Annotated in this window: 22 protein-coding genes and 1 tRNA gene; 16 read left to right on the top strand and 7 right to left on the bottom strand. The window is 61.7% G+C overall.

Annotated elements, in window-relative coordinates:
- Positions 1 to 14 precede the first annotated feature (14 nt).
- Positions 15 to 728 carry a UTRA domain-containing protein gene (locus IAE38_RS05640; protein WP_201216440.1) on the bottom strand — a complete coding sequence of 238 codons (714 nt, stop codon included), beginning with the start codon at positions 726 to 728 and terminating at the stop codon, positions 15 to 17.
- A gap of 327 nt (positions 729 to 1,055) precedes the next feature.
- Between IAE38_RS05640 and IAE38_RS05645 the strand changes: the two genes are divergently transcribed.
- From IAE38_RS05645 to IAE38_RS05670, 6 genes are all read left to right on the top strand, one after another.
- Positions 1,056 to 2,117 carry an ABC transporter substrate-binding protein gene (locus tag IAE38_RS05645; protein ID WP_201216441.1) on the top strand — a complete coding sequence of 354 codons (1,062 nt, stop codon included), beginning with the start codon at positions 1,056 to 1,058 and terminating at the stop codon, positions 2,115 to 2,117.
- A gap of 293 nt (positions 2,118 to 2,410) precedes the next feature.
- Entirely contained in the window at positions 2,411 to 3,217 is an 807-nt protein-coding gene (locus IAE38_RS05650) for an alkaline phosphatase family protein (protein ID WP_201216444.1), read from the top strand.
- Positions 3,214 to 4,053 (top strand): ABC transporter permease, encoded by an 840-nt coding sequence (locus IAE38_RS05655; RefSeq protein ID WP_201216446.1) that lies wholly within the window; start codon positions 3,214 to 3,216, stop codon positions 4,051 to 4,053. Before IAE38_RS05650 ends, IAE38_RS05655 begins: the two co-directional genes overlap by 4 nt.
- Positions 4,043 to 4,837, top strand: a complete 795-nt coding sequence (locus IAE38_RS05660; RefSeq protein WP_201216448.1) for an ABC transporter permease — start codon at positions 4,043 to 4,045, stop codon at positions 4,835 to 4,837. Before IAE38_RS05655 ends, IAE38_RS05660 begins: the two co-directional genes overlap by 11 nt.
- Position 4,838: 1 nt before the next feature.
- Positions 4,839 to 5,828 (top strand): ABC transporter ATP-binding protein, encoded by a 990-nt coding sequence (locus IAE38_RS05665; RefSeq protein WP_201216450.1) that lies wholly within the window; start codon positions 4,839 to 4,841, stop codon positions 5,826 to 5,828.
- Positions 5,829 to 5,840: 12 nt separating this feature from the next.
- Positions 5,841 to 6,494 (top strand): HAD family hydrolase, encoded by a 654-nt coding sequence (locus tag IAE38_RS05670; RefSeq protein WP_201216452.1) that lies wholly within the window; start codon positions 5,841 to 5,843, stop codon positions 6,492 to 6,494.
- Positions 6,495 to 6,595: 101 nt separating this feature from the next.
- On the opposite strand, the gene IAE38_RS05675 is transcribed toward IAE38_RS05670, so the two are convergent.
- Positions 6,596 to 7,558, bottom strand: coding sequence for an NAD(P)H-quinone oxidoreductase (locus tag IAE38_RS05675; protein ID WP_201211843.1), 963 nt, complete (start codon positions 7,556 to 7,558; stop codon positions 6,596 to 6,598).
- A 144-nt stretch (positions 7,559 to 7,702) separates the two neighbouring features.
- Between IAE38_RS05675 and IAE38_RS05680 the strand changes: the two genes are divergently transcribed.
- Together IAE38_RS05680 and IAE38_RS05685 are read left to right on the top strand one after the other, a co-directional pair.
- Complete coding sequence (locus IAE38_RS05680) at positions 7,703 to 9,784, top strand: carboxy terminal-processing peptidase (RefSeq protein WP_201211845.1); 2,082 nt, start codon at positions 7,703 to 7,705, stop codon at positions 9,782 to 9,784.
- A gap of 115 nt (positions 9,785 to 9,899) precedes the next feature.
- Complete coding sequence (locus IAE38_RS05685; RefSeq protein ID WP_201216455.1) at positions 9,900 to 10,868, top strand: EAL domain-containing protein; 969 nt, start codon at positions 9,900 to 9,902, stop codon at positions 10,866 to 10,868.
- Here the strand turns inward: IAE38_RS05685 and xenA are convergent.
- Positions 10,865 to 11,956 carry a xenobiotic reductase XenA gene (gene xenA, locus IAE38_RS05690; protein WP_201216608.1) on the bottom strand — a complete coding sequence of 364 codons (1,092 nt, stop codon included), beginning with the start codon at positions 11,954 to 11,956 and terminating at the stop codon, positions 10,865 to 10,867. The two genes, IAE38_RS05685 and xenA, sit on opposite strands and share 4 nt — an antisense overlap.
- 48 nt (positions 11,957 to 12,004) lie before the next feature.
- Between xenA and IAE38_RS05695 the strand changes: the two genes are divergently transcribed.
- Complete coding sequence (locus IAE38_RS05695) at positions 12,005 to 12,340, top strand: ArsR/SmtB family transcription factor (RefSeq protein WP_201216457.1); 336 nt, start codon at positions 12,005 to 12,007, stop codon at positions 12,338 to 12,340.
- A gap of 63 nt (positions 12,341 to 12,403) precedes the next feature.
- On the opposite strand, the gene mqo is transcribed toward IAE38_RS05695, so the two are convergent.
- Positions 12,404 to 14,044, bottom strand: a complete 1,641-nt coding sequence (mqo, locus tag IAE38_RS05700; protein WP_201216459.1) for a malate dehydrogenase (quinone) — start codon at positions 14,042 to 14,044, stop codon at positions 12,404 to 12,406.
- A gap of 236 nt (positions 14,045 to 14,280) precedes the next feature.
- Positions 14,281 to 15,141, bottom strand: coding sequence for a LysR family transcriptional regulator (locus tag IAE38_RS05705; RefSeq protein WP_042141636.1), 861 nt, complete (start codon positions 15,139 to 15,141; stop codon positions 14,281 to 14,283).
- Between the two features lie 194 nt (positions 15,142 to 15,335).
- Here IAE38_RS05705 and IAE38_RS05710 point away from each other — a divergent pair, with 194 nt between their 5' ends.
- From IAE38_RS05710 to IAE38_RS05740, 7 genes are all read left to right on the top strand, one after another.
- Positions 15,336 to 16,082 carry a 2OG-Fe dioxygenase family protein gene (locus IAE38_RS05710; RefSeq protein WP_201216462.1) on the top strand — a complete coding sequence of 249 codons (747 nt, stop codon included), beginning with the start codon at positions 15,336 to 15,338 and terminating at the stop codon, positions 16,080 to 16,082.
- On the top strand, positions 16,066 to 16,548 hold the full coding sequence (locus IAE38_RS05715) for a GNAT family N-acetyltransferase (RefSeq protein ID WP_060482552.1): 483 nt from the start codon (positions 16,066 to 16,068) through the stop codon (positions 16,546 to 16,548). The genes IAE38_RS05710 and IAE38_RS05715 overlap by 17 nt, the downstream gene beginning before the upstream one ends.
- The gene (locus IAE38_RS05720) at positions 16,545 to 17,246 is read left to right on the top strand and encodes an AzlC family ABC transporter permease (RefSeq protein WP_060482553.1); all 702 of its coding nucleotides are present in this window, start codon (positions 16,545 to 16,547) and stop codon (positions 17,244 to 17,246) included. The genes IAE38_RS05715 and IAE38_RS05720 overlap by 4 nt, the downstream gene beginning before the upstream one ends.
- On the top strand, positions 17,225 to 17,545 hold the full coding sequence (locus IAE38_RS05725; protein ID WP_201216464.1) for an AzlD domain-containing protein: 321 nt from the start codon (positions 17,225 to 17,227) through the stop codon (positions 17,543 to 17,545). The genes IAE38_RS05720 and IAE38_RS05725 overlap by 22 nt, the downstream gene beginning before the upstream one ends.
- 61 nt (positions 17,546 to 17,606) lie before the next feature.
- Complete coding sequence (locus IAE38_RS05730; RefSeq protein WP_028634646.1) at positions 17,607 to 18,029, top strand: hypothetical protein; 423 nt, start codon at positions 17,607 to 17,609, stop codon at positions 18,027 to 18,029.
- 368 nt (positions 18,030 to 18,397) lie between these two features.
- Positions 18,398 to 18,658 carry a hypothetical protein gene (locus IAE38_RS05735; protein WP_201216466.1) on the top strand — a complete coding sequence of 87 codons (261 nt, stop codon included), beginning with the start codon at positions 18,398 to 18,400 and terminating at the stop codon, positions 18,656 to 18,658.
- Positions 18,659 to 18,759: 101 nt separating this feature from the next.
- The gene (locus IAE38_RS05740; protein ID WP_060482557.1) at positions 18,760 to 19,032 is read left to right on the top strand and encodes a DUF3077 domain-containing protein; all 273 of its coding nucleotides are present in this window, start codon (positions 18,760 to 18,762) and stop codon (positions 19,030 to 19,032) included.
- Between the two features lie 53 nt (positions 19,033 to 19,085).
- Here IAE38_RS05740 and IAE38_RS05745 read toward each other — a convergent pair.
- Together IAE38_RS05745 and purC are read right to left on the bottom strand one after the other, a co-directional pair.
- A tRNA-Ser gene (locus IAE38_RS05745) sits at positions 19,086 to 19,175 on the bottom strand.
- A 92-nt stretch (positions 19,176 to 19,267) separates the two neighbouring features.
- On the bottom strand, positions 19,268 to 19,978 hold the full coding sequence (gene purC / locus IAE38_RS05750) for a phosphoribosylaminoimidazolesuccinocarboxamide synthase (protein ID WP_011535129.1): 711 nt from the start codon (positions 19,976 to 19,978) through the stop codon (positions 19,268 to 19,270).
- Between the last annotated feature and the right edge of the window lie 22 nt (positions 19,979 to 20,000).

A 20,000-nucleotide genomic window follows, 5' to 3' on the forward strand; every position in this document is an offset into this window, starting at 1 on the left:
GGCAAGCGCATGGGCTAGCCGGCTTGGGCACGGATGCGGATTGCATCGTGCCGCCAGTACTCGAGGTCGCAGTCGATCAGGTGACCGTGCTGGTCGCTGTTGACCCGGGTGATGTGCAAGCCCGGGCTGCCCACGGAAACTTTCAGCGCACCGGCCGCCTCGGTGGGCAAGGCGGTTGGCAGAATCTCGAAGCACACCTGCCCGTAGCGCAGCCCGTAGACCCGCTCGTGGATCTCGGTTAGCGAACGCCCCAGGTCCTGCTGCAGCACGTCAGGGAAATACTGCGGGTTGAGGTAGTGCTCGGCATACAGTACCGCCCTGCCGTCGATCCGCCTTAGCCGGCAAATGCGTACCACACTGGACAACGGCGGCAGCTGCAGGCGCGCACAGATAGTGGCCGAAGCCGGTTGCAGCCGCGCAGACAGCAACTCGGTGCTGGCCACCCGCCCCTGTTCACGCACCATGGCGTGAAAATGGCTGCGCTCGATCAAGTCGTAGGTCAGGCGTTGGGGGGCGACGAACCAGCCGCGGCGTTCTTCACGGTAGATCAGCCCTCGGGCCTCCAACTGCACCAGGGCCTCGCGCAGGGTGATGCGGGTGGTGGCAAACACCTCACTCAGGCGGCGTTCTGCCGGCAGCTTGCCGCCAGGCATCAGCAGGCCATGCTCGATCTGCTCTTGCAGGGCGTGGCAGATGGCTGTTACCGCCCGGGGTGGCATCGGCTGCATCAAAGGTTACCTATCTGGACTAGGCCAGCCCCACAACGGGGCATCTGGCACGTGCTGCAAGCCTATGCAGGGCGGATGAACATCCTGTGACAGGCCCGTGCGCCGACGTTGCCAGAATCGGGCCAGGGCCGCCCGGACGCCGGCAGGAACTGGTCTACGCTGTAGTGCCGGGGGTTCGCCGCAACATACCAGGGCCGGGCCCTACATCAAATTGTCACGCAAGTGGCCTACCTTGGCTCAAGGTTTGCTGACCTAGACCAAAGGCTGCAGACAACGGCTTCACTCATAACAACGTTCGGTTGCAGGCACCCACCCAAGGAGCTACGGATGAAAAAGTTGTTCATGGCGTCACTGCTCGGTTCGGCCATCGCATTCTGCACCACGGCCATGGCCGCAGAAGACCTCAAGGCACTGGAAGAAGCCGCCCGCAAGGAAGGCACCGTCAACAGCGTGGGCATGCCCGATGCCTGGGCCAACTGGAAAGGCACCTGGCAGGACCTGGCCAGCAAGTACGGGCTCAAGCACAGCGACACCGACATGAGTTCGGCGCAGGAAATTGCCAAGTTTGAAGCCGAGAAGGACAACGCCAGTGCCGATATCGGCGACGTTGGCGCCGCCTTCGGCCCCATCGCCATCGCCAAGGGCGTGAGCCAGCCGTACAAGCCCAGCACCTGGGACCAGATCCCGGAGTGGGCCCGTGACAAGGACGGCCATTGGGCGCTGGCCTATACCGGCACCATCGCCTTCATCATCAACAAGGACCTGGTGAAGGAAGGTGACCGCCCCACTACCTGGCACGACCTGGAAAAAGGCAAGTACAAGGTCGCCATCGGGGACGTCGGTACGGCCGCCCAGGCTGCCAACGGCGTGCTGGCGGCCGCCATTGCCTACAAGGGCGACGAAAGCAACGTAGCACCTGGCCTGCAACTGTTCACCAAGCTGGCCCAGCAGAAGCGCCTGTCGCTGGCCAACCCAACCATCCAGACACTTGAGAAGGGTGAAGTGGAAGTGGGCGTGGTATGGGACTTCAACGGCCTGAGCTACCGTGACCAGATCGACCCCAAGCGCTTTGAAGTGCTGATCCCTGCGGATGGCTCGATCACCTCGGGCTACACCACCATCATCAACAAGTACGCCAAGCACCCGAATGCGGCCAAGCTGACCCGTGAGTACATCTTCAGCGACGCCGGGCAGATCAACCTGGCCAGCGGCTACGCCCGGCCGATCCGCGCCGAGCACCTGAAGCTGCCGGCTGAGGTGCAAGCCAAGCTGCTGCCTAACGAGCAGTACGGGGCTGCGCAACCGATCAAGAATGCTGATGCCTGGGAGGCCACTTCCAAGAAGCTGCCGCAGCTGTGGCAGGAGCAGGTCATCATCGAGATGGAGTGAGGGGCTGGGCTATCTGGCGCCTGAACGGGCCCTTTCGCGGGTAAACCCGCTCCCACAGGATCAACACTGGCTTTGGCCTTGTGTTGATCCTGCTGGGGCACCACAGGCCTTGGCCTTGTGTTGATCCTGCTGGGGCACCACAGGCCTTAGCCTTGAGTTGATCCTGCTGGGGCAGCACAGGCCGTAGCCTTGAGTTGATCCTGCTGGGGCAGCACAGGCCGTAGCCTTGTGTTGATCCTGTGGGAGCGGGTTCACCCGCGAAGAGGCCAACGCGGTTCACCTTTGGAGTTACCATGCAACGCAACGTCATCCTGGTCCTGCTCGACGGCCTGAACTTCCAGGTCGCCCGCCATGCCATGGGGCACCTGCACGCCTACGTCGAGGCCGACCGTGCGGCGCTCTATCGGGTGGAGTGCGAGCTGCCGTCGCTGTCCCGGCCGCTGTACGAGTGCATCCTTACCGGGGTGCCCCCCATCGACAGTGGCATCGTGCACAACAACGTCAACCGGCTGTCCAACCAGCGCAGCGTGTTCCACTACGCCCGCGAAGCCAACCTGGGCACCGCGGCTGCGGCCTATCACTGGATAAGCGAGCTGTACAACCGCTCACCTTTCGACCCCCAGCGCGACCGCCATACCCACGCGCCCAAGCTGCCGATCCAGCATGGCCTGTTCTACTGGGACGACCGCTACCCCGATTCGCACCTGCTGGCCGACGGTGAATACCTGCGCCGCCGCCACGCCCCCAATTTTCTGCTGGTACACCCGATGAGCATCGACGATGTCGGCCACCATCACGGCCTGGACAGCAGCCAGTATCGCAACGCAGCCCGCAGCGTCGACATTCTGCTGGCTGACTACTTGCCTGGCTGGCTCGAAGAGGGTTACCAGGTGCTGGTTACCGCCGACCATGGCATGAACAACGACCGCTCGCACAATGGGCTACTGACCGAAGAGCGCGAGGTCCCGCTGTTCGTGTTCGGCGACGCCTTCAGCCTTGACCCGGCAGCCAAACCGCTGCAGACCGAACTGTGCGGGACCATCTGCGAGCTGCTTGGCGCCGCTCACGACAAACCTGTGTGCCGGGAGCTGCTCAAGTGAACAATGGCACCCGTAGTCGCTACCTCGCCCTGCTCTGCCTGCTGCCCTTCGCCATTGTCTTCGTTATTTTCCAGATTGCCCCGCTGGCCTGGGTGGCGATCGGCAGCCTGCAGTCGGATGCAGGCTGGGGCCTGGACAACTTCAGCAAGGTGTTTGCCTCCAAGTTCTACTTGCAGGCCCTGCAGCGCAGCCTGGAAATCAGCTTCTGGTCGAGCCTGTTCGGCATCGTCATCGCCACTTTGGGCGCTTACTCACTGCGCCAGGTGGACTCCAGGCTGCGGGATTTCGTCAGCGCCTTCGCCAACATGACCAGCAACTTCGCCGGCGTGCCGCTGGCGTTCGCCTTCATCATCCTGCTGGGCTTCAATGGCGCACTCACCTTGCTGCTGAAACAGGCCGGGCTGCTGGAGGACTTCAGCATCTATTCCAAGGGCGGGTTGATTCTGGTGTACACCTACTTCCAGATCCCCCTCGGTGTACTGCTGCTGTACCCGGCCTTCGACGCGCTGCGTGAAGACTGGCGCGAGTCGGCGGCGCTGCTGGGTGCCAGCCACTGGCAGTACTGGCGGCATATCGGCCTGCCGGTGCTTACCCCGGCACTGCTGGGCACCTTCGTGATCCTGCTGGCCAATGCCCTGGGCGCCTACGCTACCGTCTACGCCCTGACCACCGGCAACTTCAACGTACTGCCCATCCGCATTGCCGGTTTGGTGGCCGGTGACATCAGCCTGGACCCCAACCTGGCCAGCGCCCTGGCGATGGTGCTGGTGGGGCTGATGACCGTGGTCACGGTGGTGCACCAATGGCTGTTGAAACGGAGCTACCATGCGCGCTGAAGCCAACAACGCCGGGTGGTACCACCGTGCGGTGGTCTACCTGCTGTTCCTCATCCTGCTGCTGCCCCTGGCCGGCACCCTGCTCTACTCGCTGGCCACCAGTTGGTCAGCCACGTTGCTGCCCAGCGGCCTCACCTTCAAATGGTACGTGGCGTTGTGGAGCGAACCGCGTTTTCTGGCCGCATTCGGCCAGTCGCTGCTGGTGTGCGTGGGCGCGCTGGTGCTCTCGGTGGTGGTCATCCTGCCGCTGCTGTTCGTGGTGCACTACCACTTCCCCCGGCTTGATGCGCTGATGAACGTGCTTATCCTGCTGCCCTTCGCGGTACCGCCCGTGGTGTCATCCGTGGGGCTGCTGAACCTGTACGGCAGCGGGCCGATGGCGATGGTGGGCACGCCGTGGATCCTGATCGGCTGCTACTTCACCATCGCCCTGCCCTTCATGTACCGCGCCATTACCAACAACCTGCAGGCCATCAACCTGCGCGACCTGATGGACGCCGCCCAGTTGCTGGGGGCCAGTACCTGGCAGGCAGCCGTGCTGGTGGTACTGCCCAACTTGCGCAAGGGCCTGATGGTGGCGCTGCTGCTGTCGTTCTCGTTCCTGTTTGGTGAGTTCGTGTTTGCCAACCTGCTGGTGGGTACCCGCTACGAAACCTTGCAGGTGTACCTGAACAACATGCGCAACAGCAGCGGCCATTTCAACAGCGCACTGGTGATCTCGTACTTCGCCTTCGTACTGGTACTCACCTGGGTCGCCAACCGCCTGAACAAGGACAAGACCTGACATGAGCTTCGTCAGCGTACAGAACCTGCAAAAAAGCTATGCCGGCAACCCGGTGTTCAGCAACATCGACTGCCACATCGAGCAGGGTGAGTTCATCACCCTGCTGGGCCCCTCCGGGTGCGGCAAGTCGACCTTGCTGCGCTGCATCGCCGGCCTGACGCCGGTGGACAGCGGGCAGATCCTGCTCGATGGCACCGATATCGTGCCGTTGAGCCCGCAAAAACGTGGCATCGGCATGGTGTTCCAGAGCTACGCGCTGTTCCCCAATATGACCGTGGAGCAGAACGTGGCATTTGGCTTGCGCATGCAGAAGGTCAAGCCCGATCAGCGCCTGGCGCGGGTGCGTGAGGCGCTGGAGCTGGTAGAGCTGGGCAGTTTTGCCGGGCGCTACCCGCATCAGCTCTCGGGTGGCCAGTGCCAGCGCGTGGCCCTGGCCCGCTCGCTGGTCACCCGCCCGCGCCTGTTGCTGCTGGATGAACCGCTTTCGGCCCTGGATGCGCGCATCCGCAAGCACCTGCGCGAACAGATTCGCGCCATCCAGCGCGAGCTTGGCCTGACCACCATCTTCGTCACCCACGACCAGGAAGAGGCGCTGACCATGTCCGACCGCATCTTCCTGATGAACCAGGGCCGCATCGTCCAGAGCGGCGACGCCGAAACCCTCTACACCGCACCGGTCGACCTGTTTGCCGCAGGCTTTATCGGCAACTACAACCTGCTTGATGCCGACACTGCCAGCCGCCTGCTGCAGCGCCCGGTAGCCAGCCGCCTGGCGATCCGCCCTGAGTCCATCACGCTGAGCCTGCAGGGCGAGCTGGATGCCGAAGTGCGCAGCCATAGCCTGCTGGGCAACGTAATCCGCTATCGTGTGCAGGTGCGCGAGGTGGAACTGGTGGTCGATGTGCTGAACCGCTCACCGGCCGACCTGCACGCGGACGGCCAACGGGTGAGCGTGTCGATCGACCCGACGGCGCTAAGGGAAGTGGCTTAAGGAGATTCATACATGGCATTGGCCATTTTCGATCTGGACGAAACCCTCATCCATGGCGACTGCGCGTCGCTGTGGAGCGAGCAGATGGCCCGCCTGGGCTGGGTGGATGGCGAGGCGTTTCTGCGCCGCGACCAGCAACTGATGGAGGCCTACGGCAAGGGCCACCTGCGGATGGAGGAGTACATGGCATTCAGCCTGGAACCCATCGCCGGGCGCACCCTGGAAGAAGTCTCGCACCTGGTGGAGCCGTGGGTGGAGGACGTGATCGAACCGATCATCTTCGGTGATGCCTGCCGCTGTATTGCCGAGCACCGCCAGCGCGGTGACCGCATATTGATCATTTCGGCCAGCGGCAACCACCTGGTGGGGCCGATTGCGGCGCGCCTGGGGGTGGACGAGTTCCTCGCGATCGAACTGGAGGCGCACAACGGGGTGTACACCGGCAGCACCCACGGTGTGCTGACCTACCGCGAGGGCAAGATCACCCGCCTGATGGCGTGGCTGGACCAGGAGCAGGAAAACCTGGAAGGGGCGAGTTTCTATTCCGATTCGCGCAATGACCTGCCCTTGCTGATGAAGGTGGACCACCCTTACGCGGTAAACCCGGACCCAGCGCTGCGCGAGCATGCCCAGGCCAACGGCTGGCCGGTCGTGGCCTGGAGCTGACCGGCCGCATCGCGGGCAGCCCCGCCCCCAAATGACCACTCATTTGGGGGGCAGCTCTAATCACTGTGAGAGCGGGTTTACCCGCGAAGGGCCTGGCCTGCTTAAACCAGGCTCGGGTCTATCACAATCACCAGCTTACCCGACACCTGGTTGCCTTCCAGCTCGGCATACGCCGCCTGGGCGAACTCGACCGCGTAGGTATCCACCAGCAGCGGCGACAAGCGCCTTTCGCTGAACAGAGGCCACACTTGCTGTTGCAGGTCGCGCAGCAGCTCGGCCTTGAACCCGTCATCCCGGTTGCGCAACGTAGACCCGGTAATCTGCGCACGCTTGCCCAGCACCTGCGCCAGGTCCACCTCGAACTTGCGCCCGCCCATGACGCCGATGATCACCCAGCGCCCATCCCGGGCCAGCAGCTTGAGATTGAGCTCGCCGTAGCTGGCGCCCACCGGGTCGAGAATCACGTCGAACGGGCCGAAGCCTTCCAGCTCATCCAGGTTCTGGTTACGCACCACGCCGCCTGCCGCGCCCAGTGCCTGGCAGTGGTTCAAGCGATCCTGCGAGCCAACGCTGACCCACACCGGGTTGCCGAATGCCTTGCACAGCTGGATGGCCGCCGAGCCCACACCACTGGCACCGGCGTGCACCAGCACCTTCTCACCGGCCTTCACGGCCCCCAGCTGGAAGATGTTCAACCAGGCGGTGGCATATACCTCCGGCAGCGCCGCCGCCTCGTGCAGGCTCAGGCCCTCGGGCACCGGCAGCACATGGCGGGCATCCACCACCACTTCCTCGGCCATGGCGCCGCTGGCCAGCAAGGCACACACCCGGTCGCCCACACGCCAGTCGGCGCCAGCGCCCACTTCGGCGACCACGCCAGCGCACTCCAGGCCCATGTAGGGGCTGGCACCCGGCGGTGGCGGGTACAAACCTTTCATTTGCAGCAGATCGGCGCGGTTCAAGCCTGCCGCAGCCACCCGAATGCGTACTTGCCCCGCGTCACAAGCCGGGCGTTCGGCTTCGACCCAGGCCACATGTCCGTCAACGCCTTGCAATGCCTTCACAGTGCCTCCATAGTTGAATCATATGACCGAGCCTGGGCCACCCCGTGCCCAGGCTTTTTGCAGTATGCGCCCGGTTTTTATGGAACCGGCGAACGGAAAAGACGGCCTACTATGCGTGATCAATTGCCCCCACGTCGAATCAGCATGAAGCATTACCTACCTAGCACCGCCCTGGCATTCATGATTGGCCTTGGCAGCCTCGCGCTCGGCGGCAATGCGGCGGCCGCCAACAAATGGGACAGCCTGCAGCCCGACCGCGACGAGATCGTCGCCAGCCTCAACGTGGTCGAGCTGCTCAAGCGCCATCACTACAGCAAGCCGCCGCTGGATGACGCCCGTTCGGTCATCATCTATGACAGTTACATCAAGCTGCTGGACCCGGCACGCAGTTACTTCACGGCCGCAGACATTGCCGAGTTCGACAAGTGGAAGACCCAGTTCGACGACTTCCTGAAAAGCGGCAACCTGGAACCGGGCTTCACCATCTACAAACGTTACCTGGACCGCGTGAAGCAGCGCCTGGACTTCGCCCTGGCCGAGCTGAACAAGGGCGTGGACAAGATCGACTTCACCACCCACGAAACCTTGCTGATCGACCGCAAGGATGCCCCGTGGCTGAAAGACCAGGCCGCGCTCGACGACCTGTGGCGCAAGCGCGTCAAAGACGAAGTGCTGCGCCAGAAGATCGCTGGCAAGGACCCCAAGCAGATCCAGGAAACCCTGATCAAGCGCTACAAGAACCAGCTGGCGCGCCTGGACCAGACCCGTGCCGAGGATATCTTCCAGGCGTACATCAACACCTTCGCCCAGTCCTACGACCCGCACACCAACTACCTGTCGCCGGATAACGCTGAAAACTTCGACATCAACATGAGCCTGTCGCTCGAAGGCATCGGTGCGGTGCTGCAAAGTGACAACGACCAAGTGAAGATCGTGCGCCTGGTGCCCGCAGGCCCCGCCGCCAAGACCAAGCAGGTTGTGCCGGCAGACAAGATCATCGGTGTGGCCCAGGGCAACAAGGAAATGGTCGACGTGGTCGGCTGGCGCCTGGACGAAGTGGTCAAGCTGATCCGTGGCCCCAAAGGGTCGGTGGTGCGGCTGGAAATCATCCCCGCCAGCAATGCGCCCAGCGACCAGACCAGCAAGATCGTGTCGATCACCCGTGAAGCCGTGAAGCTCGAAGAGCAGGCCGCGAAAAAATCGGTGCTCAAGCTGAAGCAGGACGGGCGCGACTACAAGCTTGGCATCATCGAGATCCCGGCGTTCTACCTGGACTTCAAGGCCTACCGTGCCGGGGACCCGGAGTACAAGAGCACCACCCGCGACGTGAAAAAGCTGCTGACCGAGCTGCAGAAGGAAAAGGTCGACGGCGTGGTGATCGATTTGCGCAACAACGGTGGCGGCTCGCTGCAGGAGGCCACCGAACTGACCAGCCTGTTCATCGAGAAAGGCCCGACCGTGCTGGTACGCAACAGCGACGGGCGTGTGGATGTGCTTGAAGACGAAAACCCTGGTGCCTTCTACAAAGGCCCGCTGGCGTTGCTGGTCAACCGTTTGTCCGCCTCGGCATCGGAGATTTTCGCCGGCGCCATGCAGGACTACCACCGCGCCCTGATCATCGGCGGCCAGACCTTCGGCAAAGGCACCGTACAGACCATCCAGCCGCTCAACCATGGCGAGCTGAAACTGACCCTGGCGAAGTTCTACCGGGTTTCCGGGCAGAGCACCCAGCACCAGGGCGTGCTGCCGGACATCGACTACCCGTCGATCATCGACACCAAGGAAATCGGCGAAAGTGCACTGCCCGAGGCCATGCCGTGGGACACCATTCGCCCGGTGATCAAGCCAGCCGTCGACCCGTTCAAACCTTACCTGGCCCAGCTCAAGGCGCAGCATGAGGCGCGCAGCGACAAGGACGCAGAGTTCACCTACATCCGCGACCGCCTGGCCTTGACTCAACAGCTGATGAACGAAAAAACCGTCAGCCTGAACGAGCAGGAGCGCCGCGCACGCCACGATGAAGTGGAAGCCAAGCAACTGGCGCTGGAAAACATCCGCCGCAAAGCCAAGGGTGAAGAGCCGCTGAAGGAACTGAAAAAGGTGGACGAGGATGCCTTGCCCGCCGAGGACGAAGACACCAAGCCAGAAGATGATGCCTACCTCTCCGAGACTGGTCGTATTCTGATCGACTACCTGAGTGCAAGCACCAAGATGGCCAAAAAATAGGGCAAGCCTGAATGGTGGCTAAATAAAATCAGCTGTCATCAAACAGTCATCGCGCTGTCGTGAAATATGGGCCGGGCATGTGAATGCCCGGCCCTTTCATTTTCAAGGACACCTCATGACCGTTGCCGAACAGCTCAGTGCCTTGGGTGCCATCCTGGCACACGGCAGTATTCACAGCCTGTTCCAGCCCATCATCTGCTTGAGCGAAGCGCAGGTGTTCGGCCACGAAGCCTTGAGCCGCGGCCCCTCCAACAGCCCGCTGCATGCCCCCCTGAACCTGTTTGCCATTGCCCGCCAGGGCGGCCGGCTGACAGAACTGGAAGCCGTCTGCCGCGAAAGCGCTTGCCGGTGCTTCAGCCAGCAGCAACTGCAGGGCAAGTTGTTCCTCAACGTGTCACCGGAGTCGTTGCTGGAGCCGCACTACCCTTCTGGGCTGACCCTGAAGCTGCTCGAACAGGCCGGCCTGCCGCCAAGCCGGGTGGTGATCGAGTTGACCGAACACACCCCTACGGACGACTTCCAGCTGCTGTCCAACGCGCTGCACCACTACCGGGACATGGGTTTTTCCATTGCCCTGGATGACCTGGGCGCGGGGTACTCCAGCTTGCGGCTGTGGTCTGAGCTACGCCCGGAGTACGTGAAGATCGATCGCCACTTTATCGACGGCATTCACCTGGACCCGCTCAAGCGCGAGTTCGTGGGCTCCATCCTGCAGATTGCGCGGGCGTCCAAGGCACAGGTGATTGCCGAAGGGATCGAGCTGATGGAAGAACTGCAGGTGCTGATGGAGATGGGCGTAGACCTGGTACAAGGCTACCTGCTTGGGCGGCCGCAGGCCTTGGGCATACCTGGCGGTTACGCCCTGCCTGTACTGGCCGACGCCCTGTCGGCCGGCCAGCCTACTGTGCGGTTGAATGCCACGGTAGCCCACCTGCTGCAGATGTTTGACCGCCATCAGCACCTGGATGCGATGCAAGTGGTGGATGCCGAGGGCCGCCCCTGCGGGCTGATCCCCCGGCACGCCCTGCCACCGCACCCTGTAGCTTGCCAGGGGCTGCACAGCAGCCCCCAACCCCTCACTTAACGGTAACGCTCAAGCCAGTGCGCATAAGGCGCCGGTAGCGTCCACGAGGCCTTGTCCACCCCCAGCTCCTTGGCTGCGAAGTACGCCCAGTGTGGGTCTGCCAGGTGCGCGCGGCCGACCGAAACCAGGTCCAGCTGGTTGGCCTGCAGGGCGCCTTCAGCCAGTTGCGGCGTACCAAAGCCCCAGGCCGACGTCACCGGCAACTGGGCCTCACGGCGCACGCGCTCGGCGATCGGCCCCATGAACGCCGGGCCCCACGGGATGTTGGTGTCCGGGATGGTGAACCCGACACTGACGCTGAGCAGGTCAAGCCCACCGGCCTTGAAGCGGCGCGCCAGTTCGATCGACTCGGCCAGGGTTTGCTCGTCGCGGCCGTCATATTCCAGCACCCCGAAACGCGCGGTAAGCGGCAGGTGCTCAGGCCACACCTCGCGCACGGCTGCCAGGGTTTCCAGCAGGAAGCGGCTGCGGTTGTCGAAGCTGCCACCGTAGGCGTCGGTGCGCTGGTTGGAGTGCTCGGAAAAGAAGCTCTGGCCCAGGTAACCATGGGCGAAGTGCAGTTCGATCCATTCAAAGCCGGCCTCGCGGGCACGGCGCGCGGCGTCGACGAAGTCCTGCTTGACCCGGGCGATGTCGTCCAGGGTCATGGCCTGGGGCACTTTTGGCAAGTTGGCACCGAAGGCGATGGCCGACGGCGCGATGGTTTGCCAACCCCGGGGGTCGCCTTCGGCGATATGGTCGTCACCCTCCCAAGGGCGATTGGCGCTGGCCTTGCGACCGGCGTGGGCAATCTGGATGCCGGGCACCGCGCCTGCGGCCTTGATCGCCTGCACCACCGGCACGAATGCCTGGGCATGTGCGTCGCTCCAGATACCCGCGCAGCCGGGGGTGATGCGGCCTTCCGGCGATACGGCAGTGGCTTCTACGACCAGCAGGCCAGCACCGCCACGGGCCATGCCCGCCAGGTGCACGTGGTGCCAGTCATTGATGATGCCGTCTTCAGCCATGTATTGGCACATCGGCGGAATGGCAATGCGGTTGCGCAGGGTGACGTCTTTGAGGGTGAAGGGTTCGAACAGCGCGGCCATGGAAAACTCCAGGTTCATTGAATACGGTAGTTCGATCATAATCGAACTATGGCAATAATGAAAAGCCCCGGTATCATGCAGACCATGCGAGCCTACAAACATCCCACCGCTGATGACCTTATTCTTGAACGCGTGCTGTACGCCTTGAGCGACCCCGTGCGCCTGGGGATCGTGCGCCACCTGGCAGGCGTGGCGGAAGCCAGCTGTGGCGAGCTGGACGGCGGGCGGCCGAAGTCGAGCATGTCCCATCATTTTCGCGTGCTGCGTGACGCAGGGCTGGTGCATACCCGCAATGTGGGCACTACCCACATGAACTCGCTGCGCAGCGAGATGCTGGCCGAGCGCTTCCCCGGTTTGCTGGCCTGCATCCTGCGCCAGCATTGAGCCGCACTCAAAAAAAAGCCACAGGGTTAACCCCGTGGCTTCTGATCACAACACCGCGGCTGCTTACAGCGCCATGTCGTTCTCTGGCTTGCTTTCAACCGGCTTGGCTGGCGCCGCGACGCTGGTACCGACGCTTTCGTCGATCACCGGCGGTTTTTCAAGCTGCAGCACTTCGGCGGTGTAGTTCCACTCTTTCTGGGTGGCCGCTGCCGAATCGTTCAGCTTGGTGCCGTAGCTCGGCACGATTTCCTTGATCTTGGCCTGCCACTCTGGGGTAGCGACCTTTTCCTTGAACACGGTTTCCAGCACGTTCAGCATGATCGGCGCTGCGGTGGAAGCACCTGGCGAGGCGCCCAGCAGGCCGGCGATGGTGCGGTCCTGAGAAGCCACCACTTCGGTACCCAGCTTCAGCACGCCGCCTTTTTCTTCATCGCGCTTGATGATCTGCACGCGCTGGCCGGCTTGCCACAGTTTCCAGTCTTCCTTCTTGGCATGCGGGAAGTAGGTCTGCAGGGCAGCGAAGCGGTCATCGTCAGACAGCATCAGCTGGCCAGCGAGGTACTCGACCAGCGGGTACTGATCGATGCCCACGCGGGTCATTGGCCACAGGTTGTGCGTCGTGGTGCTGCTCAGCAGGTCCAGGTACGAACCGTTCTTCAGGAATTTGGTGGAGAACGTGGCAAACGGGCCAAACAGGATCACGCGCTTGCCGTCCAGCACGCGGGTGTCCAGGTGCGGTACCGACATGGGTGGCGCGCCGGTGGAGGCAATGCCGTAGGCCTTGGCCATGTGCTGCATGGCAACGGTGGGGTTCTCGGTCACCAGGAACGAGCCGCCTACCGGGAAGCCTGCGTATTCCTTGGCTTCAGGAATGCCCGACTTCTGCAGCAGCTTGAGCGCGCCGCCGCCGGCACCGATGAACAGGAACTTGGCGTCGGCGGCGGACTTGGTACCGTCCTTCAGGTTCTTGTACTCGACGTGCCAGGAGCCGTCCTTGTTGCGGCTGATGTCCTGCACTTCGCTGGACAGCTTCAGGTCGAAGCCCTTCTGGGTTTGCAGGTGCGCGGCGAACTGGCGGGTGATCTCGCCGAAGTTCACGTCGGTACCGATCGGGGTCCAGGTCACGGCCAGCTTCTGGTTCGGGTCACGCCCTTCCATCATCAGCGGTACCCACTTGGCGATCTGCGCGTGGTCTTCGGAGTACTGCATTGGGCGGAACAGCGGGCTTGCCTGCAGCGCTTCGTAGCGCTTCTTCAGGAACTTGATGTTGTCATCGCCCCAGACGAAGCTCATGTGCGGGGTGGTGTTGATGAACGAATGCGGGTTCTTCAACACGCCCTGGCGTACCTGCCAGGACCAGAACTGACGGGAAATCTGGAAAGCCTCGTTGATTTCGATGGCCTTGGAGATGTTGATGTTGCCGTCTTTGTCTTCTGGGGTGTAGTTCAACTCGGCCAGTGCGGAGTGGCCGGTGCCGGCGTTGTTCCAGCCGTTGGAGCTTTCTTCGGCGACACCGTCCAGGCGCTCGACCATTTCCATCGACCAGCTTGGCTCCAGCTCGTGCAGCCACACCGCCAGGGTGGAGCTCATGATGCCGCCGCCGACCAGCAGCACGTCGACTTTCTTGGTTTCTGCGGCGTGCGCTTGCATGACAGTTGCAGCGACAGCCAGACCCAGCAGGGTCTTGCCAGCTTTCTTGAACATTGATCAATTCCAGTCAGGAGAACGGAGTAGGGCCTGTGGCTGGCCCAGATAAAGCGTGTTCTTCAGCGCGTGCTTGTTATTGATCATTGTCGGGCTGCCAGAGAACCAGAAAACGATTCTGGCTTTTGTCGTATTGACCGACGTCACTGAATCGTTTTTCTGATTGTAACTGAAATGCCAGCACAAACAAATTGGCCGCCTGGGTGCAAGGCGACAGGTTGTCTCAGGCCCGTGGGTTACGCGCTGATGGCATCGAAGCCGCAAACGGGCGAAGGCACCGGGCAGAACTGCGGGAATTCTTCTTCGACGATCCACGGCTCCTTCATCACCAGGTACACGTCGAGGAACTCCGAATAGCCCGGCCATACGTACAGCCCGTTGGTTTCGGCCACTGCACGCGACAGCACGCCCATGCCGCCAAAGCTCTTGATCATCGACACGCTGACAATTTCACTGCCGGAATGGAACACCGTGGCCCCGTCCAGGCCACCGCTCTGGCGGTCGGCGAAACGTGCAAAGATCGACGAGTAGGGGCATTCGGGTAGCGGCTTGATCACGACGGACGGCGCTGTGCCCTCGCTGACGGAACAGGCCACCACTTCGATGCGCAGGCCCTTGAGCGACACCGAGTAGAAACCATCGGGCACGCTGTCCCCCAGGATGACCACCATGTCAGCCTCGCCCTTGGCCAGCTTGGTGAGGTTGTCGGGGGACTCCGAGCAGCTGAAGATGGGGCTGCAGCCGGACAGGTTGCTGGCCACGCCAGCCATTACCTGCTGGTTGATTTCCATCGACAGGGTGCTGTTCAGGGCGACGCGCAGCGGCTGGCTCTGGCGCTCACGCAACTGCTTGATCTTGAGTTGCATACGCTCGGAAGACCGGACGATTTCGAGCATGTGGGGCAGTATGCCCACCCCTTCCTGGGTCAACGACACGCCTTTGTTGGTGCGGTCGAACAGCTTGAAGCCGCAATGGTCCTCCAGCTTCTTCAACTGCGCTGCCAGCGCCTGGACGGTGACGTGTACCTGCTCGGCCGCATCGGTGATCGACCCGGTACGGGCGACATTGGCGATGTTCTTAAGCACCTTGATATCCATTCGACTCCCCTCCACCACTCGCGCGAACCCGCGTGCAACAAGGCCTGAGAGCATACCGCAGAACCCCTGCCCTGTCTGCTCGGCCGGTCGCCCGCCAGCAAGCGACGGTTGAGGCACCTCAAAAAAAAGTGAAGTTTCTGCCATCATTTCGCCTGCTAGATTGGCGCCCAGTTTTTCAACTGGAAGAGATGCCAATGCTTACACTCAAACGGAACATTGATGACGCCCTGCGCCAGAACAAGACGGTGAACGTGCTGGGCAGCGACTTTGCCCTGAACGGCGGGTTTAGCCACTTCGTGTCGTTTTCCAAGAGCTGGGAAACCATGGGTGTCGACCGCTACTACGGCCAGGCCGAAAAAGGCACCCGCTACCGCCGCTACAGCGACTTCGACTTCAACCCGGTCACCGGCGAGCTGCAACAGCTGGAACACCGCGCCTACGAGCAGTCCGAGCAACACAACCAGTATGTGGGCGGCATGCGGCGCCACTTCGAGGACGTGTCCAGCGACGTGTTCAATTCGCCGGTGCTGCGCGCCCTGATCAAACTGGACTTCGACGTCTACAAGGCGGTGCTGCCCGAAGAACTGCACGATGTGACCTGGCAGTGCCAGGTGCACCAGATTCGTATCGAGATCAAACCTGGCGCGCAAATCGAAATCACCCCCGAAGGTATCCACTGCGACGGCTACCCCTTCAGCGGCGTGCATTTCTGGGGCCGCCACAACGTTGAAGGCGCCACCAGCAAGGTCTACGACAAACAGTCCAACGTGATCGACTCGGGCACCTACCAGGAAATTCTCGACACCACGTACTTCCTCGACCGCGAACTGCAGCACTACGTAACCCCGGCCATCAACCCCAGCGAATCGGAAATGGGCTACCGGCAAATCATCGCCATCTCCTTCTCCCGCCCGGGTAGCGAACATGACATTGTCAAATAGCCTGGAGCTGGCAGCACGCAAGGTTGCCACGCCCGACCACATCAACGGCCTGACCATCAAGAAGGCTACGCCGTTCTATGCCACGCGGCTGGTCAGCTTCCTCAAGCGGTTCAACGAAGTGTCGTTCTGCGACTGGCAGAACGAAGACTTGCTGAAGGGGTTGCTGGGCTCGGACAGCACCTTCTGCTACGTGGCCGAGAACCACAGCGGGGCGATCATCGGCGCAGTGGCCGGTGGGGCGATGGGTACGCGCGGCACCATCAACCACTTGGCCGTGTCACCGGATTACCGGCACAGCCGCATCGGCACATCGCTGACCACGTCGATTCTCAACGACTTCCGCCAGCATGGCATCCGCCGGGTGTTCCTGTTCATCGACGAGGCCAACCCCTCGGCGATGCACTTCTGGAACAAACAGGGCTTCAGCCAGACGCGTGGTGAAATCACCTGCGAGGTCGACCTATGACCGACCTCGCATTGCAACCGGTATGGCGCAAGGAAAGCTTCTTCGACGCATTGCCGGTGATCACCGGCTATTTCGTGGTGAGCTTCGTATTCGGCGTGATGTGCATCAACGCCGGGCTCCCCTTGTGGCTGCCGGTGGCCATGTGCGTGTTCGTGTATGCCGGGGCGGCGCAGTTTGCCGCACTGGCCTTGATCACCTCGGGCGCACCGCTGCTTTCGATCGCGGTATCAACGCTGCTGATCAATTCGCGGCACATGCTGATGGCCATGTACATGGCCAAGCAGAGCGAGGGGCTGGGCATCAGCAAAACCCAGAAGCTGCTGTATGCGTTCGGCCTGACCGACGAGTCGTTCGCCCTGCACAGCCAGCGCCTGCAAAGCCGCAAATACACCCCGCCCGGCTACCTGCTGCAGTTCAATACCTGGTGCCATGCCAGCTGGATTGCCGGCGCGTTGCTGGGCGCAGTGGCGTCCGACGCCCTGCACCGGTTCTCGCAGTTCAAGCTGGACTACGCCCTGACCGCCATGATGATCTACGTGCTGGTTTCACTGTGCAACAGCCGCCCCAAGCTGGTGGTTGCCCTGGTAGTGATTGCCACCACGTGCCTGCTCAACGCGTTCTTCCCTTCCCCCCTCAATGTATTCGTGGCAACTGCCGTGGGTTGTGGAGTTGGCTTATGCCTGAAGAAAAGTACCTGATCGCTGCGGTGGCGCTGATGATGGCGATCACCTACCTGACCCGCGCCACGCCGCTGCTGTTCAGGATGCAGCGCACGCCCAAGGTGTTCAACGACGTCATCGAATACCTGCCCGTGGCGATCATCGCCAGCATCACCGTGCCAGCCTTGCTGATAGCCAAGGACGGCACGCTGATGGCAGTGAACGCCGACATGCTGGCCGCCATACCGGTGGCACTGGTTGCCTATTTCACCCGCAGCCTGATTTTCAGCGTGGCGGCCGGGATCGGCGCGCACATCGCGATCACGCTGTGGTCGTGACGTGAACCCGCCCAACGCAGCACCCCGCCCGCAGCACCCCGCCACTCACAAGGAAACCGGCATGAGCCAAGCACGCAAACAGGTGACACTTGCAAATCTAAGCGAGTTTGCGCGCCTCATGCCCAAGGGCCTGCCCCACGACGAGGTGATAGCGGCCATGAGCAGCCTGTCACTGAAGTGTTCGCTGAACTACGAGTTGAGCAAGACGTTTCTGGTTGACGGCTGGATCGTGGAATACCGCCACCTGCGCACGGCTGCGCAACTGGCGCCGGTCAATGACCTGCTGCTGTTTACGACCTCGGGTGGGTTGCAGATCAAACGGGCTGATGGCACGCAACAGCTGCTTGAAAGCGGCGATCAGGTGGTGTTGCCGGCGGACAGCGAGGCCACCGTTTACCCGGTGGGCAGGGATGACAAGGTGAGTTTTATTGCCTTGTCGATGGAGCTTGATCTGGGCCAGGTGTTGCAGGAGATTGTGGATTAGCCGGCTATGCGGCACGTCCATCGGCGGTTATAGCAGTAGGAGCGATATATAGCTGTTTTTCGTCCTACAGCTTCAACGCTCAGAATTATCCTCTTTCTTGTAGGCCATTTCCCAAACATACTGCCGAACTGCTCAAACTATTGCGACGGATTGGGTCGCGTTCTAGTCTCGGTTGGTCGTTGATACTCAATGACCGGCTTTGACAGGCCGACAACTCTCCGTGCACGTGCAACCGTTATGGCGGCAGTACGTGGGGCACCTCGTGTGCGCCGAGTCTCCGGAGTCCTCGGTCTGTCAACCCGCGTACCGCTGCCACCTTCTTGTTTGACAGCAATTCCGTGGTAGCTCGACTGACTCTGGAGCTATATATGCGCAAGATCGTCCCCGACCCTCCCTATACACCGGCCACACAGCCCCTCCAAGACACCCTCGCCCATTCCTCGGAATATATACGCTGCGCTCTGTGCGTTGCCCGCCAATCCGTGCAGCTTCAACCCACCGCACACAGCTCGGTGGTGATGCAGGCGGTCATCCATGAAATGGAGGCAGTGCAGGACCTGGTCGAGTCGGCACTGATGCAACTGCAGATGCGCTCGCCGATAACCGCCGAACCGCACAGCTTGCACTAGCAGGCCTGGCCACATCGCAGGCACACCCCGCCCCCCAGTGGGAGCGGGTTTACCCGCGAAGGGGCCAGCAGAGCCACCGCAAATTCCAGGGAAGTATCACAATGCCAACCGACGCCCCAAAAGACCCCACCACCGTCGGCAAGACCTGTTTCTACCAAGGCGAAAACAACACCCACCCCCTGTTCCGCATAGAGCCCGGCATCCCCTGCCAGGACGCCCGCGAACAAGCCTCCGAACTGATGGGCTACGTCCGCGACCTGATCATCACCGGGCTGATGGAAGGCGACCAGAAACTGATCTGGGCCTCGCACTATCTCAGCGCCATGGCAAAAGCGCTTTTGGATGATGCTGAGTTGGGGATGATGAAAAAATAGCCAAAACCGGAAAAGCCCCTGAAAGCTTTCGCTAACAGGGGCTTCATCTCGTATGGCGGAGAGATAGGGATTTGAACCCTAGGTACTGTTGCCAGTACAACGGATTTCGAATCCGTCCCGTTCGACCACTCCGGCATCTCTCCAATGCCGCGCATCATACCAGCGAATTTTGAAAACGCAAACCTTTTATTTCAAAAAAACCACGTGGTATCAGGCGCTTGCGTGAACTGGCGCGTTACAGCGGCACGCCCAGGCGCTTGGCCACTTCTTCATACGCTTCGATCACATCGCCCAGGCCCTGACGGAAGCGGTCCTTGTCCATCTTCTTGCGGGTTTCCTTGTCCCACAGGCGGCAGCCATCGGGGCTGAACTCGTCGCCCAGCACGATCTGACCGTGGAATACGCCGAATTCCAGTTTGAAGTCGACCAGCAGCAGGCCGGCGTCATCAAACAGCTTGCTCAGCACTTCGTTGACCTTGAGCGACAGCTTTTTCATTTCGACCAGCTGCTCGGCGGTGCCCCAGCCGAAAGCGACAACGTGGGATTCGTTGATGAAGGGGTCGCCCTTCTCGTCGTTTTTCAGGAACAGCTCGAAGGTGGACGGCTCCAGCTTGATGCCCTCCTCCACGCCCAGGCGCTTGACCAGGCTGCCGGCAGCATAGTTACGCACTACGCATTCCACAGGGATCATGTCCAGCTTCTTCACCAGGCACTCGTTGTCGCCCAGCAGCTTGTCGAACTGGGTCGGCACGCCGGCTTCTTCCAGTTTCTGCATGATGAAGGCGTTGAACTTGTTGTTCACCATGCCTTTGCGGTCAAGCTGCTCGATGCGCTTGCCGTCGAACGCCGACGTGTCGTTGCGGAACAGCAGGATCAAGCGGTCGGCGTCGTCGGTCTTGTAAACCGATTTGGCCTTGCCGCGGTAGAGTTCGTCGCGTTTTTCCATGATTGGGCTCCGCTTGCTTGAG

Origin of the sequence: Pseudomonas sp. S32, assembly GCF_016648095.1 — a bacterium.
Classification (GTDB): Bacteria; Pseudomonadota; Gammaproteobacteria; order Pseudomonadales; family Pseudomonadaceae; genus Aquipseudomonas; species Aquipseudomonas parafulva.

Excerpts from the sequence above, each read along its gene's own strand:
- IAE38_RS05715 (WP_060482552.1), top strand. The coding sequence starts at position 16,066 with ATGACATTGTCAAATAGCCTGGAGCTGGCAGCACGCAAGGTTGCCACG.
- IAE38_RS05645 (WP_201216441.1), top strand. The coding sequence starts at position 1,056 with ATGAAAAAGTTGTTCATGGCGTCACTGCTCGGTTCGGCCATCGCATTC.
- IAE38_RS05670 (WP_201216452.1), top strand. The coding sequence starts at position 5,841 with ATGGCATTGGCCATTTTCGATCTGGACGAAACCCTCATCCATGGCGAC.
- IAE38_RS05660 (WP_201216448.1), top strand. The coding sequence starts at position 4,043 with ATGCGCGCTGAAGCCAACAACGCCGGGTGGTACCACCGTGCGGTGGTC.
- IAE38_RS05650 (WP_201216444.1), top strand. The coding sequence starts at position 2,411 with ATGCAACGCAACGTCATCCTGGTCCTGCTCGACGGCCTGAACTTCCAG.
- purC (WP_011535129.1), bottom strand. The coding sequence starts at position 19,978 with ATGGAAAAACGCGACGAACTCTACCGCGGCAAGGCCAAATCGGTTTAC.
- IAE38_RS05680 (WP_201211845.1), top strand. The coding sequence starts at position 7,703 with ATGAAGCATTACCTACCTAGCACCGCCCTGGCATTCATGATTGGCCTT.
- xenA (WP_201216608.1), bottom strand. The coding sequence starts at position 11,956 with ATGGCCGCGCTGTTCGAACCCTTCACCCTCAAAGACGTCACCCTGCGC.
- mqo (WP_201216459.1), bottom strand. The coding sequence starts at position 14,044 with ATGTTCAAGAAAGCTGGCAAGACCCTGCTGGGTCTGGCTGTCGCTGCA.
- IAE38_RS05695 (WP_201216457.1), top strand. The coding sequence starts at position 12,005 with ATGGCAATAATGAAAAGCCCCGGTATCATGCAGACCATGCGAGCCTAC.
- IAE38_RS05710 (WP_201216462.1), top strand. The coding sequence starts at position 15,336 with ATGCTTACACTCAAACGGAACATTGATGACGCCCTGCGCCAGAACAAG.
- IAE38_RS05705 (WP_042141636.1), bottom strand. The coding sequence starts at position 15,141 with ATGGATATCAAGGTGCTTAAGAACATCGCCAATGTCGCCCGTACCGGG.
- IAE38_RS05665 (WP_201216450.1), top strand. The coding sequence starts at position 4,839 with ATGAGCTTCGTCAGCGTACAGAACCTGCAAAAAAGCTATGCCGGCAAC.
- IAE38_RS05640 (WP_201216440.1), bottom strand. The coding sequence starts at position 728 with ATGCAGCCGATGCCACCCCGGGCGGTAACAGCCATCTGCCACGCCCTG.
- IAE38_RS05740 (WP_060482557.1), top strand. The coding sequence starts at position 18,760 with ATGCCAACCGACGCCCCAAAAGACCCCACCACCGTCGGCAAGACCTGT.
- IAE38_RS05725 (WP_201216464.1), top strand. The coding sequence starts at position 17,225 with ATGCCTGAAGAAAAGTACCTGATCGCTGCGGTGGCGCTGATGATGGCG.
- IAE38_RS05730 (WP_028634646.1), top strand. The coding sequence starts at position 17,607 with ATGAGCCAAGCACGCAAACAGGTGACACTTGCAAATCTAAGCGAGTTT.
- IAE38_RS05685 (WP_201216455.1), top strand. The coding sequence starts at position 9,900 with ATGACCGTTGCCGAACAGCTCAGTGCCTTGGGTGCCATCCTGGCACAC.
- IAE38_RS05735 (WP_201216466.1), top strand. The coding sequence starts at position 18,398 with ATGCGCAAGATCGTCCCCGACCCTCCCTATACACCGGCCACACAGCCC.
- IAE38_RS05720 (WP_060482553.1), top strand. The coding sequence starts at position 16,545 with ATGACCGACCTCGCATTGCAACCGGTATGGCGCAAGGAAAGCTTCTTC.